Source organism: Streptomyces sp. NPDC047841 (genome assembly GCF_040704085.1).
Lineage (GTDB): Bacteria > Actinomycetota > Actinomycetes > Streptomycetales > Streptomycetaceae > Streptomyces > Streptomyces argyrophylli.
This window is the reverse complement of the sequence record NZ_JBEYRP010000024.1, coordinates 90,737-105,576: the sequence shown is the minus strand read 5'-3', so window position 1 is coordinate 105,576 and position 14,840 is coordinate 90,737. Positions and strand designations below refer to the sequence as shown.

Sequence of the window (14,840 nt, the reverse complement as noted above, 5' to 3'; positions counted from 1 at the left end):
GCCCGTCACGTCACGAAAGTCGGTAACACCCGAAGCCGGTGGCCCAACCCCTTGGTGTCCGCGTTGGTCGGTTACGCGCTGTCGGTCGCCGTGGCGGCGGCGTGTCTCCTCGGTCTCTCCCCGTGCCGGCGCGCGAGGGAGGGTAGGCGGTCGCCCGTCGGGCGCCGGCCGCCTGCCCCCGCCCCTCGCTTCAACGCCGCTGCGGCTTCCCGTCGCCGGGCGGTGCGGCCGGCCGGTGGTCCGCGTCGGCAACTGCGGAGGCGTCCTGGCGGGTGATGGTCTCGCCTCGGATGACGCGCGGTTGCGCCGTCGGCTGTCCGTCGTCCATCGCCTTGGCCTCGGCCTTGAGGATGCGTGCCGACTTGCCCGCCGACCGGGCCAGTTCGGGCAGCTTCTTGGCGGCCAGGACGGCTATGACGACGATCAGGATGATCGCGAGTTCGCTCAGTCCGAACACGGAGGGGCCGCCCGTCAGACGTTGACGCCGAAATCGGCGGCGATGCCGGCGAGCCCGGAGGCGTATCCCTGCCCGACGGCACGGAACTTCCACTCGGCACCGTTCCGGTACAGCTCGCCGAAGATCATCGCCGTCTCGGTGGAGGCGTCCTCGGACAGGTCATAGCGGGCGATCTCCGCGCCGCCGGCCTGGTTGACGATGCGGATGAAGGCGTTGCGGACCTGGCCGAAGCTCTGGCCGCGGTTCTCGGCATCGTGGATGGACACGGGGAAGACGATCTTGTCGACCTCGGCGGGTACGGCGGCGAGGTTCACCTTGACGGTCTCGTCGTCGCCCTCGCCCTCACCCGTCAGGTTGTCGCCGGTGTGCTCGACCGATCCGTCCGGGCTGGTCAGGTTGTTGTAGAAGACGAAGTGCCGGTCGGAAAGCACCTTGCCGGACGCGTCGAGCAGCAGGGCCGAAGCGTCCAGGTCGTAGTCGGCACCGGTGGTGGTGCGCACGTCCCAGCCCAGTCCGACGAGGACGGCGGTCAGGCCCGGCGCCTCCTTGCTGAGCGAGACGTTGCCACCCTTGGACAGGGAAACTCCCACTGCTCTCCTCCTCGGTGAGACGATGACGTCCCAGAATGAATCTACAGGACTGTAGAAGCAGCGGGGTGGCCGGGAGTCCCTGGGTTCTGGACGGCAGCAGGAGCGCGGGAATGTTCGCCGGACGGGCGTGGTTGGGTAAGACGTGATGGTGAAGGGACGATGTCCCCGGGCCTCATCCATTGCATGCGAGGACGATCGTCCGGCTGAAGCCTCGCATCGCCTTTCGCCGCGTAGGCGACCGCCCTTCACGATCACACCTTCTGTGGGTAACGCCCCGGTCGGCATGCCGGCCGGGGCGTTCCCGTCTCCGTCGGTGCCGGGGCGGTGCCGGATCGGCCGAGCTCGCCGGTGCGGAGGCCGAGGGCCCCGATCAGCCGCCGCGCATCGCGGGTACCCGATGCCCAGGCGCAGGCGTCCGGGAAGGAGGTGGGATGGCCGTGACCAGGGATTCAGGCGATCGTGACGCACAGAGCCCCGAACCCCCGCCGCGTGCCGGCGGCGACGACCTCGACCGCCTCCAGCAGAGCCTGCGGCACCTGGCCCATGCTCACGGGCGGATGCGCTCCCTGCTGGACGCCGTGCTGTCGATCAGCAGCGCGCTCGATCTGACAGTGGTGCTGCACACCATCGCGGAGGCGGCCCGGGGCTTGGTCGGCGCTCGCTACGCGGCCATCGGGGTCCTCGGGGAGGAGGGGGAGTTCACGGATCTGATCACCTCCGGGTTCGGCGCCGACCAGTTCCGCGGCGAGGGCGGCCCCCCGCTCCCGCACGGCAGCGGGCTGCTCGGCGAGGTGGTCCGCCACCCCGAGCCCCTGCGTGTGGACGACCTGGCCACCCACCCGCAGGCCGCCGGCTTCCCCGAGGACCACCCCCTCATGACCACCCTGCTGGGGGTGCCGATCAGGGTGCGCGACACCGTCTACGGCAACCTCTACATCGCCGACAAGGAAGCCGGTGTCTTCACCGGCGAGGACGAGGATCTCGTCACGGCGCTGGCGAGCGCGGCAGGCGTCGCGATCGAGAACGCCCGCCTCTACGAGAGGCTGCGGCAGGCCACTGAGGAGTTCCAGCGCCGTCTGCTGCCCGACCTGCCCACGCTGCCGGGACTCGAACTGGAGGCCCGCTACCAGCCCTCCACCGACGTCCCCCGCATCGGCGGCGACTGGTACGACCTGATCCACCTGCCCGACCAGGTGCCCTGCCTCATGGTCGGCGACGTCATGGGCCACGGCCTGGAGGCCGCCACCGTGATGAGCCAGATCAGCAACATGCTCCGCGTGATCGCCTTCGACGAGCAGGAGCCGCCCAGCCGCGTCCTGCACCGCCTCGACGACGCTCTGCACCAGCTGCACGGAGGTCCGCTCGCCACCGTCGTCATCGCCCGTCTGGAACCCGCGCCGGCCGGAGGCAGGATCATGCGCTGGTCCAGCGCCGGCCACCTGCCACCCCTCGTCGCCACCCCCGGCCGGAGCCGGCACCTGCCGCAAGAAGTCGGCCTGCCGCTCGGGGTCGATGTCGGTGTTCCGCGCCCCGACCACGAGTGCCGGCTGCCCGCGGGCGCCACCGTGCTCCTGCACACGGACGGCCTGGTCGAGGAGCGCGGCCACCCGATCGACGACGGCATGCGGCAAGCCGCCACCGCCGCTGCCCAGCACGCCCTCGACCCGCTGCCCGAGCTGTGCGAAGCCCTCCTCGCCCAGCGTCAGGGCGCCTTCCACGACGACGTCGCTCTCCTCGCCGCCCGGCTCACGGCATGACCGCACCGCCGGCCCAGGCCGTGGCCTGACGGCGCATGAACGCTTCGCGCCCGCCGACCCGCCTGTGAGGTTCCGCTTGTCTCCGCAGCCGAGAGGGCCGGTGAACACTCCGGCGAGCATCGGCATCGCCGGGCGGTGCCGTAGTCGCCGCACATGCTCACGGCCGGGTCGGCCGTCCCGTCCGTGTGGGGTCCGTGGTGAAACCGCAGACCGCCTGTGAACATCGCGGTCCCCTTCTGTGCCCTTCACCACAGCTTTGCCGCAAAGAGATGAAGCCGAGCCACCGCGATATGGCCGGTCGGAGAGCTGATTGATGGCCTCACATCCCTCGCAGGGCGTTGAGCAGCCTTGATGCCGCGGCCGGGAACCCGCGCACGGACCGCTCTATGATCGCCAATGAACTGTTCGCTTCGCGTCCGTCCCTCTGTCGCAGGTGATTCTTGGCGACCGCGAACGCGAGCAGCCGAGCGGACCGGGTGACGGTAACGCATGTGGAGAAAGGTGAACTCAATGGCCATCAGGTTGCTCCAGCGTCGGCGGTCCCGCGGCGCCTCCGGTGCCGTGCCGAGCCTCTCGGTCCCCCTGCCGGCCGAGGCCGGGGCGTTCGGCCTGGTGGTCGTGGATCCCATGGGGCAGCCGATGGGCGGAGCCGAGGTCACGGTGACCGCGCTCGACAGCCACCGGGTGGCCGCGCGGGGCACCACGGACCCCCACGGGTACTTCATGGCGACGCTGTCACCGGGCTCCTACAGCGTGCTGACCGTGGCCGAGGGTCTGTCACCCGCCCGCGAGGACCTGGACATCGCCGCCGGGGTGGCGCTGCCCCAGAGGCGCGTCGCGCTGGAGCCCGCCCGACAGCTCGAACTCCCGACAGCCGGAACCTGGCTGTTCGACCCTCCGCACACCGCGATCCGGTTCATCGCCAAGCACGTGGGCATGGCCCATGTCCACGGGCGGTTCACCCGTTTCGAGGGCGGTATCCGCATCGCACCGAACATGGCCGACTCACACGTTTCGGTGCGCATCGACGCCTCCAGCATCTCCACGGGCAACAACACGCGGGACAACCACCTTCGTTCCGCCGATTTCCTGGACGTCGAGCGCTTCCCGTACATCGACTTCACCAGCACCCGGTTCGCCTACCGCGGCGGCTCCAAGTGGACCCTGCACGGCACGCTCACCATGCACGGCACCAGCCGTTCCGTCGGACTCGACACGACCTACCTCGGGACGGTCAACGGAGGCTACGAGCAGGAACTGCGCTGCGCGGCCCTCGCGAAGGCGGAGCTCCACCGGGAGGACTTCACACTCAACTGGCGCTCCATGCTGGCCCGTGGCATCGCCGTCGTCGGCCCGACCGTGCAGCTGGAGCTCGACGTACAGGCGATGTACCACACCCACGACACGCCCACGCCGCCGAAGTAGAGCCCGGCAGGGACCCGCGAGACGCGGACCGCGGTCCGGCAGCGCACCCCCACATCATGCTGTTCTTGTGCAGCTTTGCGGTGGACCGCATGGAAACCAGACGAGACCACCCATCCGGCCGGGCAGTTCCGGCGAAGCCGTGATAGCACGGAGCGGTCTGATGGAAAGGGCTCACGCATATGGGAATCTTCAGTCGCCGCCAGAGCGCTGTCATCGACCCGACGACGCCTGCCGGCACGGGCGCCCCGGACACGGCGGCCGCACCCCCGAGTGTCGCGCTCGACCCGGCCTTTCAGGCACTGACCGGGCTGTGGGCCATCGACCGTGCGCACAGCCGCATCGGATTCTCCGTCAGGCACGCCATGGTGACCACGGTCCGGGGGGCTTTCGCCGACTACGACAGCGCGTTGTACTTCGACGGGGCCCGGCCCTCCGAGTCGCGGGCCGAACTCGTCGTCCGGGTGGCCAGCGTCGACACGGGGGTGGAGCAGCGGGACGCGCACATCATCGGCCCCGACTTCTTCGACGCGCGTCGCTACCCGGACATGACCTTCCGCTCCACCTCCACCAGCCACGAAGGCGGCGGGAGCTTCCGCATGACCGGGGACCTGACCATCCGCGACATCACCCGGCCCGTCCACCTGCAACTCGACTACCTCGGGTCGGTCCTGGACCCGTTCGGCTACGAGCGGGCCGGCTTCGACGGCACCACCACCATCGACCGCACCGAATGGGGTCTGGCCTACAACCAGCGCCTCAAGACGGGCGGCGCCATGGTGAGCGAGAAGATCCGACTGCAGTTCGACATCTCCGCGATCCGGTCCGTGTCATAGAGGAGCGCCGGCGTGCGAGCCGGCCCATCCAGCGGCCCGTACGACGAGTGGCCCCCCGGCACCCGCCCTCGTCACGCGCGACCGGCCAGTTCCTTCCCAGCGGACCCGTGGCCGCGTCACATCCCGGCTCGAAGGGGCTCAGCCGGGCAGCAGGCTGCGTTCGCCGCCGTGGACGCCGATCACGGTTACGCGACCGCGTTGACCCGGATGCCGGCGCCGCCGAACTCGGTGGCCCAGTGGCGGGTCAGCGTCTCCGGCGCCGCCACCAGCGGGAACGGCGCCCGCGTGTGGGTCGCCAGGTGCCCGGCGTTGTTCACCGGGAAGTCCACCTCTCCTGCCTCGGCCACCAGCCGTTCGAGACGTCCCCGACGTTCGCCAGGTCGGCGGAGACGAACCGCGTTCGGTGATCGCGGCCACCAGTCAGGCCCCCCGCTGCGCGTCCCGACCCGAACCGGGTGACACGACCTCACCTGGCGTAGCTATGCGCGGAGGCGCAGTCGGCAAAGGGCGGTTACTGCAACGGCCCCTTCCCTCCCTGCCCGGGGTGGGCATCGGAGCGAAGCGTCATCACGCGGGTATCCGCCAGGCCAACCGGAATCGGTGCATCGCAGACGCCACGGACAGATGCCGCTTATCCTCGGAAGAAGCCGGCCCGTCCTGCCCGGGCCGGGCAGCAGCCCCCTCACCCCCGACAGCTCACCGAAGGCGCCATGCCATCCCACTCCGGGGCCCGACCCCGTCCCCTGCCATCCGCACGGACCGCCGCCGGCGAGGACATCAGCGTCGTCACGCTGCACGGCGCCATCGACCACCACAACATCGACGACCTCAGCGACACCCTCCTCTTTCCCCGCGGTGCGGCCACGGCCCGCACCGTGATCAACCTCAGCGCCGTCACCTTCATCGACTCCAGCGGCATCAACGCCTTCATCACCGCCCACCATGCCGCACAGCGCGCCGGAGGCTGGCTGCGTCTGGCCGGCCCCGTCGAATCGGTCCTGCGCATCATCGAGATGGTCGGCCTGGACGAGATCATGGGCTGTTACCCCAGCACCCGCCGTGCGCTTGCCGCCTGACGACAAGCGGGGGAGGGGGGCGGCCGCGAGCAGCACCTCGCGTCAGGAGCGGTCGTCGCCGGCGGGGTCGGGGTGTCCTCGTCGTAACCGAGTGACAGCCGCGCCCGCGTGAACGGTGCTGCCGCGGTCGTACCGCCGACGGAGCCGGGCGTCAGACCGACCGGCTCGCCGACGACCTCGCGTCCTGTGCCCCGCTCACTCCTTCGGGCGGCGGCAGGCCAGCCACGCCAGGACGGCCACGCCCGCCGCGGCCAGCAGCACCTTGCGGTTGCTCCGCGCCAACTGCGCTCCTCGGGCCGTCTTGTGCCGCACGGGCTCGGGTGCCTTCTCGTTCCACAGCTGCCCGGCCTGCGCCGTCTTCGCGCGGGCCTGCTCGGCGGCCTGGGCGGCGGAGTCCTTGACCGTCTCGGGCAGCCGGTCCTGTGCCTGGTGGGCCAGGTCGGCGGCCTTCGCCTTCAGCTGCCCGGCCTTGAGGGCGGCCTGCTCCTTCAGCTCGCCGGCCTTCGCGGCGGCCTGCTCCTTGACCTCGGCGGCCTTCTCCTGGGCGCGTGCCTTGACGTCGGTCTTGGCCGCGAGCGCCTCGACCGTGTCCCCGAGTTCGTTCCGGGTCCGTTCGACCTGCTCGCGCAGTTCCTCGGGGCTGGTGGCGGTGGGCTCGTCGTGCGGGGGCTGGGTCATCGGTGCGCACTCTCCTTGATCTCGGCCACGTCGGCCTTCACGTTCTCGACCGTCTGCTCGGGCGTGGGCGGCGCGGCCTGGTCGACCTGCTTCTTTCCACTCATGGCCAGCACGGCGGCGATCACGCCCAGCACCGCTGTGACGATCAGCCCGGCCGCCCACACCGGCAGCGGCACGGCCAGCGCGGCGATCACGGTGGTGACCAGCGCTTGCAGCGTCAGGAAGCCGACGACTCCGGCCCCGCCGAACAGACCACCGCCCTTGCCGTAACGCCTGCCCTTCTGTTTCATCTCCGTCTGTGCCAGGCGCAGTTCGCCTCGCACCAGCTCGGTCAGCTGCTGCGAGGCCCGCTGGACCAGCTCGCCCACCGGTTCCTGACGGGAGCGGTCCGCGCTCCGGCCGGGCCCGGCGAAGTGCGGCTGTGTGCTCGACATGACAGTCACCTCCCGTTCCTGAGTCCCGGCCGGACCGCCTCCCGCGCCCGGCCATCCGTCGAGCGCGCGAGTACCCCGAACGGGCAAGTTCAGATCGGGCATCCGGCCCGCGAGCAAGTCCCGCCGGGTGGCTCGGTACGGGAGCACGCCCGACGTTGAGGGCGCCGTCATTTCCGGTGTCTGGCGCGGCGCGGCCGGGAGCGGGTGCCGCGGGTGAAGGCGCAGGCCAGGCCGAGGCATTGCAGGGCGGCGCAGACGGTGATCGTCATGTGCAGGGCGGCGGGGTCGATGAGGGCCATGAGGATGCCGGCGACGGGGTAGGGCGCGAGCAGGATCAGCACGGTGACGGACAGCGTGCTGCCGAACACCTCGGCGGGGATGAGGTGGGATCGCAGCGTGCGCAGTACGACGGCCAGCACGCTGTCACCTGCCATGAAGAGGGCGACGAGGACCAGGTACGACAGGTACGAGCCCGTGTGGGCGATCAGGAAGCACGGCACCACGGTCACGAGAGCGGCGCAGCGGCCCACCCCTTGCAGCCCCCACCGGTCGATCGCGACACGGCTGGTGGCGACCGCGAGCAGCGAGGCGGCGGCCGCGCAGGACCACACCACCCCGACCAGGGCGCTGGACCGGCCCAGTTGCTGCACCACGATCACCGGGGTCGCCGCCTCCAGCAGGCCGAGCGCCAGGTTGGACAGTGCCAGCCCCACCACCAGCCAGGTGAGCGCCGGCAGCGCACGCAGGGTCGCCCAGCCGGTGCGCCATCCACTGGCGGCCGGTACGGTCGCTTCCCCCGCCTGTGCGGAGGGCCGGTGCATGCGAGGGGTGATGGCGGCCGACACCACCGACAGACCACTGATCGCCGTGAGCATGCCGCTGAAGCCGGCCCACTGCAGGAGCAGGCCGCCCGCCGCGGGGCCGGCCAGGGCCGCTGTCTGATCGATGCCCAGCAGGACGGACTGGAGGCGGTGCGCGGTGTCGCCGGCGTCCCGGCTGGCGACGGCCCCGACACTCTCGGCCGCGATGAAGCTGAACTGGGTCAGGCAGCCCGCGCACGCCGCCAGGAGCATGACCAGCCCGGGGGTGTTGGTGTCGTCCGCCGTTGCCAGTGCGGGCACGGCGAGAGCGGTGATGAGCGCCCGCGCCGTGGCGGCCAGCCGGAAGACCCGGGTGGGCCCGAAACGGTCGACGGCCAGGCCGGCCAGAGCGAAGGTGCACAGCCGCGGCGCCCACGCCATGACGAAGGCGATGCCGGTCAGCGACGACGACTTGGTCGCGCCCAGCACCAGCAGGGGAATGCCGTAGGTGGCCATGGAGGAGGCGAGGGCGTCCGCGAGGCGCGGCAGATAGACACCGCGGACCCGACCGTGGGTCACGGTGCGGGCGTGTCTGGGTCCGACGGACCGGACTTTCGTGGGTATCAAAGGGACGTGTTGTTTCTGTGAACCGTGGCGGCGGTCAGGGGAGCGACCCGGGCGGGGAGAGGCGCAAGTGCCCACAAGGCAGGTAGGTCCGAGTGCACTCCGTTCCAGCGAGAGCCAGGTCGATGGCGGACGGCGGGGCGCGAGGGCGGAGTTCGCACTCGGACGAGTGGAAGCAGGCGCCCGTGGCCGGACAGTCCGCGACGGGCGAGCGGACCCGTCACCTACCATCAGCGTGATCACCGCACCGGATGTTACGCCGGGTAAACGCAGGTCGCGCCCGCGAGTCGGGGAGGTCACGGGTACAGCACGGGCGGCGGGGGAGCAGGGCGGCATTTCAGGCGCCCGCGTCACCGTCACCGACGGCGAGGGGACGGACGTGCCGGCCGAAGAGATGCTCCGGCGTCCGTGCCGCCGTGATTTGCAGGGGCCGGGTCGACAGGCACCGCGAGGCTTCCGCGCCCTCCCCGCCATGCCGCCCGCTTCGAGTGCGGGGCGGCTGGTATCCGGCGGGCACCGGCGCTGCCCGGTGCCCGGCGGGGGCGGCATGGGGGCGCCGTGCGGCGCCCATGACGAGGTCGTGCAGCGTGAAACGGCGGTTCAGGAGGTCTGAGGAGCCGGCGAAGGCCGGCCGGGATCAGGGCGACCAGACGTACGGTGTCGTCGTGGTGACCGCGTGCAGGCCGAGGCGGGTGAGGATCGGTGCGCTGTCGGCTGAGGCGTCGACGTAGACGTAGGGGACACCGCGGGCGGCGGCGAGCTGGGCCCGGCGGGCGACCATGGCCCGGTAGATGCCCTGTCCGCGCCATGCCTTGAGCGTCGAACCGCCCCAGAGGCCACCGAAGTCGACGCCGTCCTGGAACACCAGCCAGGCCGCACAGACGACTTCGGTGCGTGTCTCGGCGACGAGGACGACGGTGTTCTCCGGGGCGTTCTCGATCCGGGCGGCCAGGTCGTCGGCGAGCCAACTCCAGTCCTCGCCCCAGACACTGCTCTCCATGGCGGCGACGCGCCGGAGGTCCGATCTGGAGGTGACACGGCGGAGGGACACACCGTCGGGCAGGACGGGATCGGCGGCAAGGTCCGCGGACTGCCCGATGAGCACGGTCTCGCTGTCCTCGGCGACGAAGCCGGCCGCCGTGAGCCGGTCGGTGAGGTCGGCGGGGAGGTCATGGGCGCGGGTCTTCCACTCGACCGCCTCGCCACGGGCAGCGTAGAAGTCACGCTGCCGCGCTATGAGCGCGTCGAGTTCCGCCCCGTACACCGCGAGGTCGCGTGGGCCCGTGACCAAGCCACGGTGCCGGCCGACGACGCGGGTCAAGGGGCCGTCCTTCTCGATGCGGGCGCTGCCGCCTGGAGGGGTGACACCACGGAGTTGGGCGTCGTACGCGGCGCGGAGTCCGTCGATCAGAATGTCCTGCACCCGAACACCGTACGGACCGGGTCACGTGCCCGGAACCACGTACCGACGACATGCCGTCAGCGACTGCCACCGGAAATCCTGGACACATGCTGTCCTCGGGGACCAACGGAGCCACGATGTCGGGGACCGGTCGTCGCTCAGCCGGTGAGCGCTTGGCGGAGGGTCGCGCGGCAGTCGATGACGGCGTCGACGCCGACGAGGGTGAGGGTGCGCATGACGGATTCGCCGACAGCGGCCAGGCGCAGCCAGCCGCCGGCCTCGCTGAGGACCTGGTGGGCGGCGATGAAGACGTTGATGCCGCTGGAGTCCATGAAGGTGACCTGGCGCATGTCGACGACGATGCGGGGGCGGGCGGTGCCGGAGGCGTCCAGGGCATGGCGCAGCGTGTCGCCGGTGTGGTGGTCGATCTCTCCGGCCAGGGCCAGCACGCGGATGCCCTCGGTGACAGTGGTCACGACCGACAGCTGCCCGATCCCACCCATGTGTTCCGTACCCGTCATCTCCGCCTCAGACATGCCGGTGATCCTGACACACTCCGACCCTCGGCGCAGCGCCGAGGGTCGTGGTAGGAGGGCTGCCCCTGCGTGGCGGCCGATCCGACAGAAACAGAACGGCGTGATTCCGAGCTGCGCGGGTAGACGGGCGGAGATATGAAGGGGGACCGAATGGTGGCCGTGATGAAAACAGACCTGGTGCCGGCGGGCGGCGCGGCGCCGGACAGGCCGGTCGTGCGGACCAGCGTGGCCCTGGCCGGAGACGGCACGGACATCGCCCACGCCCGTCACCTGGCCGCCCGCTTCCTTGCCGGCGTCCAGGCCGGGCACGGCCTGCCCGTCTCGGAGCGTGCCATGGACCTCACCCAGTTGGTGGTGAGCGAACTGGTCACCAACGCCCACAAGTACGCGCCCGGACCGGCGCTGCTGGACCTGCGCGTCACCGGTGACACGGTCGAGGTCGCCGTGTGGGACTCCGACCCGACCCTTCCGATCGCACGGGCCGCGGACGTCGGCCGGGTCGGCCAGCACGGCCTGGAGATCGTCATGGCCGTCGCCCAGGGGTTCGAGGCGCAGCGCGAGCCGGTCGGCAAACGCATCACCGCCCGCATCGCCCTGGCCGACGACCCGGGCGGCGCCGTCTGCGGGCGCCGCCCCCTGTAGAGCGACTCGGCCGCGGCCGGCAGAGACGTGGTCCGAGAGGCGTCACTGCCGGGAAGCGGCCATGGCAGCACCCGGGCCGGCGCCGTGAGCCCTCCCGGCGTCGGGCGGATCGGCCCTGTGGCTCCGTCCCCGACGCAAGCAGGCGAAAACGGCTGGTCGGCGGTGCGCGTGACGCGGCAGGATGCTCCGCATGGCATTGCCCACCCCCGAACTGCACACCGACCGCCTGCGACTGCGGCCGTTCACCGACGCCGACGCGGCGCCGCTCTACGCGCTGCACAGCAGCGCCCACGTGCTGCGGTACTGGGACTCCCCGCCGTGGACCGAACCGGCCCGCGCCCAGCGCTTCATCGCGACCTGCCGGACGATCGAGGAGCAGGGCACGGGGGCGCGGGTGGCCGTCGACCGCGTCGCCGACGGCGCGTTCATCGGCTGGTGCGGCCTGACCAGCTGGAATCCGGACTTCCGTAGCGCATCTCTGGGCTACGTATTCGACGCCGCCGCGTGGGGCCACGGCTACGCCACGGAGACCGCACACGCCGTGCTGCGGTGGGCGTTCGACACCCTGGACCTGAACCGCGTCCAGGCCGAGACCGACACCCGCAACGTGGCGTCCGCCCGGGTCCTGGAGAAGCTCGGCTTCGTCCGCGAAGGCACGCTCCGCGAGGACTGCGTCGTCAACGGTGACGTCTCCGACTCCTGGGTCTTCGGGCTGCTCCGCCGCGAGTGGCACCCGACGGACACGCCGACGGCCGGCCGCTAGGCGCTCATGGATGCCGGTGCCCCCGGTCCTGCCGGGGGCGATGGGGTGCGGGTACACGGGAGTGCCGGAGCGGGTGAACCGTGCTTCCTGCGCCTGCTGGAGCGCTGTTTGACCGCCCCCCACCCGCGAGCAGTCACTACCCGACATCGCGTCACTCGTCCCCACCGCACCAGCCTGGAGGAACACTTCATGGTCATGCGCCGTTCGACCCGCAAGCGGAAACTGCTCACAGCCGTGTCGGCCGCCGGAATCATGGCCGGCCTCGTGGCCACGGCCGCCCCGGCGGCCGCACAGCACGGATCGCGGTCACCAACCCCTCGTTCATCCAGCCGTACGTCAACCCGACCGATGAGGGCGCCTACCAGACTTACGGCCCCGGGGACAACAGCATCACCGGCTGGCGCGTCACCCAGGGCAGCGTCGATGTCCTGGGCCGGGTCGCGTCGAAGACAAGCGGTTCGCCCGTCGTGGAGAGCGGCTCCCAGGCGGTGGACCTCAACGGAGCGGGACCCGGCGGCATCGAGCAGACCCTGAACACCACCCCGGAATCCACGGTGACCGTCACCTTCGCCGCCAAGGTCAACCACCATCCCTGGTGCACGGCGAACGCCGCCACCGTCAACGAGAGCATGTACGTGCAGTTCGCCGCCGACCCCGACAACGCCCGCCTCCGCAGCCTGGGCAGCATCAGCGCTCCCGGCCGCTACGCCACCTGGCAACTGCTGCGTGTCACCCTGCCCGCCACCGGCCGCCACAGCCGGCTGCAGTTCATCTCCACCACCCCCGGGGCGTGCGGACCGCTGATCACCGACGTGGAAGCCACCGACAACACCGCCTGACGGCGGCCCGGCGCTGCCCGGTGGCGGGCCGGAACCGCGATGAGCCCCGACCCGGACATCACCGGCCGGCCGCCAGGCTGCCGGGCGTTCCCGGCAGCCTCATCCCGTCACCGGGGCCGGCCCCTACACCTGTGAGGCGGCGAGCGACTCCAGCGCACGCTGCCTGAGTTCCGGGCCGGCGTGCGACGCGTTGCCCGCGTCGAAGGGCGGCTGCGGGTCGTACTCGATGGCGAGCTGGATCGCCTTGGCGGTTTCGTCGTCCGTGATCAGTGAGGCGAGGTACAGCGCCATGTCCACTCCCGCCGACACCCCGGCCGCGGTGACGATCTTGCCGGAGCGTACGTAACGCCGCGGCAGGTAGGTGACGTCGAACGTGGACTGGAGATAGTCGGCGGACGCCCAGTACGTCGTGGCCTCCCGGCCCTCCAGCAGGCCGGCGGCGGCCAGGACCAGACTGCCGGTGCACACGGAGGTCGTCCATCGGGTGCGGCGGTGCATCGCGCGGATCCAGCGCAGGAGCACGTGGTTGCGCATGGCCGCGAGGGTGCCGCGGTTGCCGCCGCCCGGCACGAGCAGGACGTCCAGGCCGTCGACCTCGGCGAGGGAACGCTCGGCGACCACGGCCACGTCCGCCGTGTCCGTACGGACCGCCCCGCGCCTCTCGGCGATCATCGTCACGGTGGCGTTCGGCAGACGTGACAGGACCTCCGCGGGGCCGGTGGGGTCCAGCAGGCTGTAACCGTCGTAGAGCAGGATGCCGATGCGCGGCCCCGCTCCGCCGTCGGCCGGGGCCGCGTGCGCCTCTCCGCCCCGGGCCGCGACCGTGGGTGTGGCCGCGAGCGCGGTGGTGGCCAGGGTTCCGCGAAGTACGTTCCTGCGTGTCGTCGAAGGGCTCATGAACGAGGAGTCTCCCGCCCCGGTGCGACGCGTGCGGGTGGCATGTCCGTCATCCTGCGAAGCCTGTCCCCGGTGACCCCGTAGTGGTCGAGGAACGCCTGCCGAAGCGTCTCCACCGATCCGAACCCGCAGCGGCGGGCGATCGCCGCGAGGGGCAGTCCGCTGGAACGCACCAGATGCGCAGCCGCCTCGGTGCGCGCCGTACGCACGGCCCGCGCGGGGGTCGTACCGAGGTGAGACGTGAACAGACGGGTCAGGTGCCGGGAGCTGATCCCCGCGCGGACCGCCAGAGCCCCCGGGGTGAGGTCCTCGGCCAGGTGGCCGGTGATGTGACCCATCAGGTCACGCACCAGCCGGTCCTCGGGCGGCGGAGCGGCCAGGAACACCGATATCTGGGCCTGGTCGGCGGGCCGGTGCAGATGGGCGACGAGTTCCCGGGCCACGGTCCGGGCCAGCGTCGGCCCGTGATCGTCCTCGATCAGCGCCAACGTCAGGTCGAGCGCGCTGGTCACTCCGGCCGAGGTGAAGACGTTGCCGTCACGGATGTACAGCGGAGCGGCATCCACGGCCACGGCGGGATGGCGCTCGGCGAGCCGCTCCGCCCATCCCCAGTGGGTCGTCACCCTCCTGTGGTCCAGCAGCCCGGCCGCGGCCAGCACGTAGGCGCCGGTGCAGACGGAGGCCACACGCCGGCTGCGTGCTGCCAGCCGACGCACCTGACGCAGTAATCGCTCGTCGGCCGCCGCGTCCTCGCAGCCGATCCCGCCCACGACGATCACGGTGTCCAACGTCCCCACGACCGTCTCCAAGTCCTGCCCGGCCCCCACCACCAGCCCCGCCGAACTGCGGACGGCTCGCCGGCCCGGGGTGCCCAGCTCGACGGAGTAGGGCGGCTCCGCGCCGTACCGGTTGGCGATGTCCAGGGCGCCGCTGGGACAGGCGATGTCAAGGATCTGCGCGTCGTCGTAGGCGACGATGAGAACGCGCCGCTCCTCTGCGCCGTTCCGGTACACGCGCACTCCGGACATCCTCTCGGGTCGCATCCGCTTCTCCCTGCCGCACCCCAGGCCCCGGACGGCTTCGAGGG

At 71.4% G+C, this 14,840-nt stretch carries 17 protein-coding genes; 7 read left to right on the top strand and 10 right to left on the bottom strand.

Annotated elements, in window-relative coordinates; all coding sequences use genetic code 11:
* Positions 1–190: 190 nt before the first annotated feature.
* Together AB0947_RS33115 and AB0947_RS33110 are read right to left on the bottom strand one after the other, a co-directional pair.
* Positions 191–457: a twin-arginine translocase TatA/TatE family subunit gene (locus tag AB0947_RS33115; protein WP_366754063.1), complete on the bottom strand. Its 267-nt coding sequence runs from the start codon at positions 455–457 to the stop codon at positions 191–193.
* Between the two features lie 14 nt (positions 458–471).
* Positions 472–1,047: a TerD family protein gene (locus AB0947_RS33110; protein WP_366754062.1), complete on the bottom strand. Its 576-nt coding sequence runs from the start codon at positions 1,045–1,047 to the stop codon at positions 472–474.
* Between the two features lie 437 nt (positions 1,048–1,484).
* Here AB0947_RS33110 and AB0947_RS33105 point away from each other — a divergent pair, with 437 nt between their 5' ends.
* The 3 genes from AB0947_RS33105 to AB0947_RS33095 all read left to right on the top strand — a co-directional run bounded on the left by AB0947_RS33105 (position 1,485) and on the right by AB0947_RS33095 (position 5,062).
* Complete coding sequence (locus tag AB0947_RS33105) at positions 1,485–2,804, top strand: GAF domain-containing SpoIIE family protein phosphatase (RefSeq protein ID WP_366754061.1); 1,320 nt, start codon at positions 1,485–1,487, stop codon at positions 2,802–2,804.
* A 510-nt stretch (positions 2,805–3,314) separates the two neighbouring features.
* Positions 3,315–4,229 (top strand): YceI family protein, encoded by a 915-nt coding sequence (locus AB0947_RS33100; RefSeq protein ID WP_366754060.1) that lies wholly within the window; start codon positions 3,315–3,317, stop codon positions 4,227–4,229.
* A gap of 179 nt (positions 4,230–4,408) precedes the next feature.
* Positions 4,409–5,062, top strand: coding sequence for a YceI family protein (locus AB0947_RS33095; RefSeq protein ID WP_366754059.1), 654 nt, complete (start codon positions 4,409–4,411; stop codon positions 5,060–5,062).
* A 185-nt stretch (positions 5,063–5,247) separates the two neighbouring features.
* Here the strand turns inward: AB0947_RS33095 and AB0947_RS33090 are convergent, their stop codons facing one another.
* A complete protein-coding gene (locus AB0947_RS33090) occupies positions 5,248–5,409 on the bottom strand; it encodes a hypothetical protein (protein WP_366754058.1) in 162 nt (53 codons plus the stop codon).
* A gap of 363 nt (positions 5,410–5,772) precedes the next feature.
* On the opposite strand from AB0947_RS33090, the gene AB0947_RS33085 reads away from it, so the two are divergent.
* A complete protein-coding gene (locus tag AB0947_RS33085; RefSeq protein WP_366754057.1) occupies positions 5,773–6,138 on the top strand; it encodes an STAS domain-containing protein in 366 nt (121 codons plus the stop codon).
* 195 nt (positions 6,139–6,333) lie between these two features.
* On the opposite strand, the gene AB0947_RS33080 is transcribed toward AB0947_RS33085, so the two are convergent.
* The 5 genes from AB0947_RS33080 to AB0947_RS33060 all read right to left on the bottom strand — a co-directional run bounded on the left by AB0947_RS33080 (position 6,334) and on the right by AB0947_RS33060 (position 10,612).
* Positions 6,334–6,816 (bottom strand): DUF3618 domain-containing protein, encoded by a 483-nt coding sequence (locus tag AB0947_RS33080; RefSeq protein WP_366754056.1) that lies wholly within the window; start codon positions 6,814–6,816, stop codon positions 6,334–6,336.
* Complete coding sequence (locus AB0947_RS33075; RefSeq protein WP_366754055.1) at positions 6,813–7,250, bottom strand: phage holin family protein; 438 nt, start codon at positions 7,248–7,250, stop codon at positions 6,813–6,815. The genes AB0947_RS33080 and AB0947_RS33075 overlap by 4 nt, the downstream gene beginning before the upstream one ends.
* Before the next feature lie 167 nt (positions 7,251–7,417).
* Entirely contained in the window at positions 7,418–8,629 is a 1,212-nt protein-coding gene (locus tag AB0947_RS33070) for an MFS transporter (RefSeq protein ID WP_366754054.1), read from the bottom strand.
* 682 nt (positions 8,630–9,311) lie between these two features.
* Positions 9,312–10,097, bottom strand: a complete 786-nt coding sequence (locus tag AB0947_RS33065) for a GNAT family N-acetyltransferase (RefSeq protein WP_366754053.1) — start codon at positions 10,095–10,097, stop codon at positions 9,312–9,314.
* A gap of 137 nt (positions 10,098–10,234) precedes the next feature.
* Positions 10,235–10,612, bottom strand: a complete 378-nt coding sequence (locus AB0947_RS33060; protein ID WP_366754052.1) for an STAS domain-containing protein — start codon at positions 10,610–10,612, stop codon at positions 10,235–10,237.
* A 162-nt stretch (positions 10,613–10,774) separates the two neighbouring features.
* Here AB0947_RS33060 and AB0947_RS33055 point away from each other — a divergent pair, with 162 nt between their 5' ends.
* From AB0947_RS33055 to AB0947_RS33045, 3 genes are all read left to right on the top strand, one after another.
* Positions 10,775–11,254 carry an ATP-binding protein gene (locus AB0947_RS33055; RefSeq protein ID WP_366754051.1) on the top strand — a complete coding sequence of 160 codons (480 nt, stop codon included), beginning with the start codon at positions 10,775–10,777 and terminating at the stop codon, positions 11,252–11,254.
* Between the two features lie 190 nt (positions 11,255–11,444).
* The gene (locus AB0947_RS33050) at positions 11,445–12,017 is read left to right on the top strand and encodes a GNAT family protein (protein WP_366754050.1); all 573 of its coding nucleotides are present in this window, start codon (positions 11,445–11,447) and stop codon (positions 12,015–12,017) included.
* Between the two features lie 80 nt (positions 12,018–12,097).
* A complete protein-coding gene (locus AB0947_RS33045) occupies positions 12,098–12,856 on the top strand; it encodes a DUF642 domain-containing protein (protein ID WP_366754049.1) in 759 nt (252 codons plus the stop codon).
* A gap of 123 nt (positions 12,857–12,979) precedes the next feature.
* On the opposite strand, the gene AB0947_RS33040 is transcribed toward AB0947_RS33045, so the two are convergent.
* Positions 12,980–13,753 (bottom strand): DJ-1/PfpI family protein, encoded by a 774-nt coding sequence (locus AB0947_RS33040; protein WP_366754048.1) that lies wholly within the window; start codon positions 13,751–13,753, stop codon positions 12,980–12,982.
* On the bottom strand, positions 13,750–14,796 hold the full coding sequence (locus AB0947_RS33035) for a DJ-1/PfpI family protein (protein WP_366754047.1): 1,047 nt from the start codon (positions 14,794–14,796) through the stop codon (positions 13,750–13,752). Before AB0947_RS33035 ends, AB0947_RS33040 begins: the two co-directional genes overlap by 4 nt.
* Between the last annotated feature and the right edge of the window lie 44 nt (positions 14,797–14,840).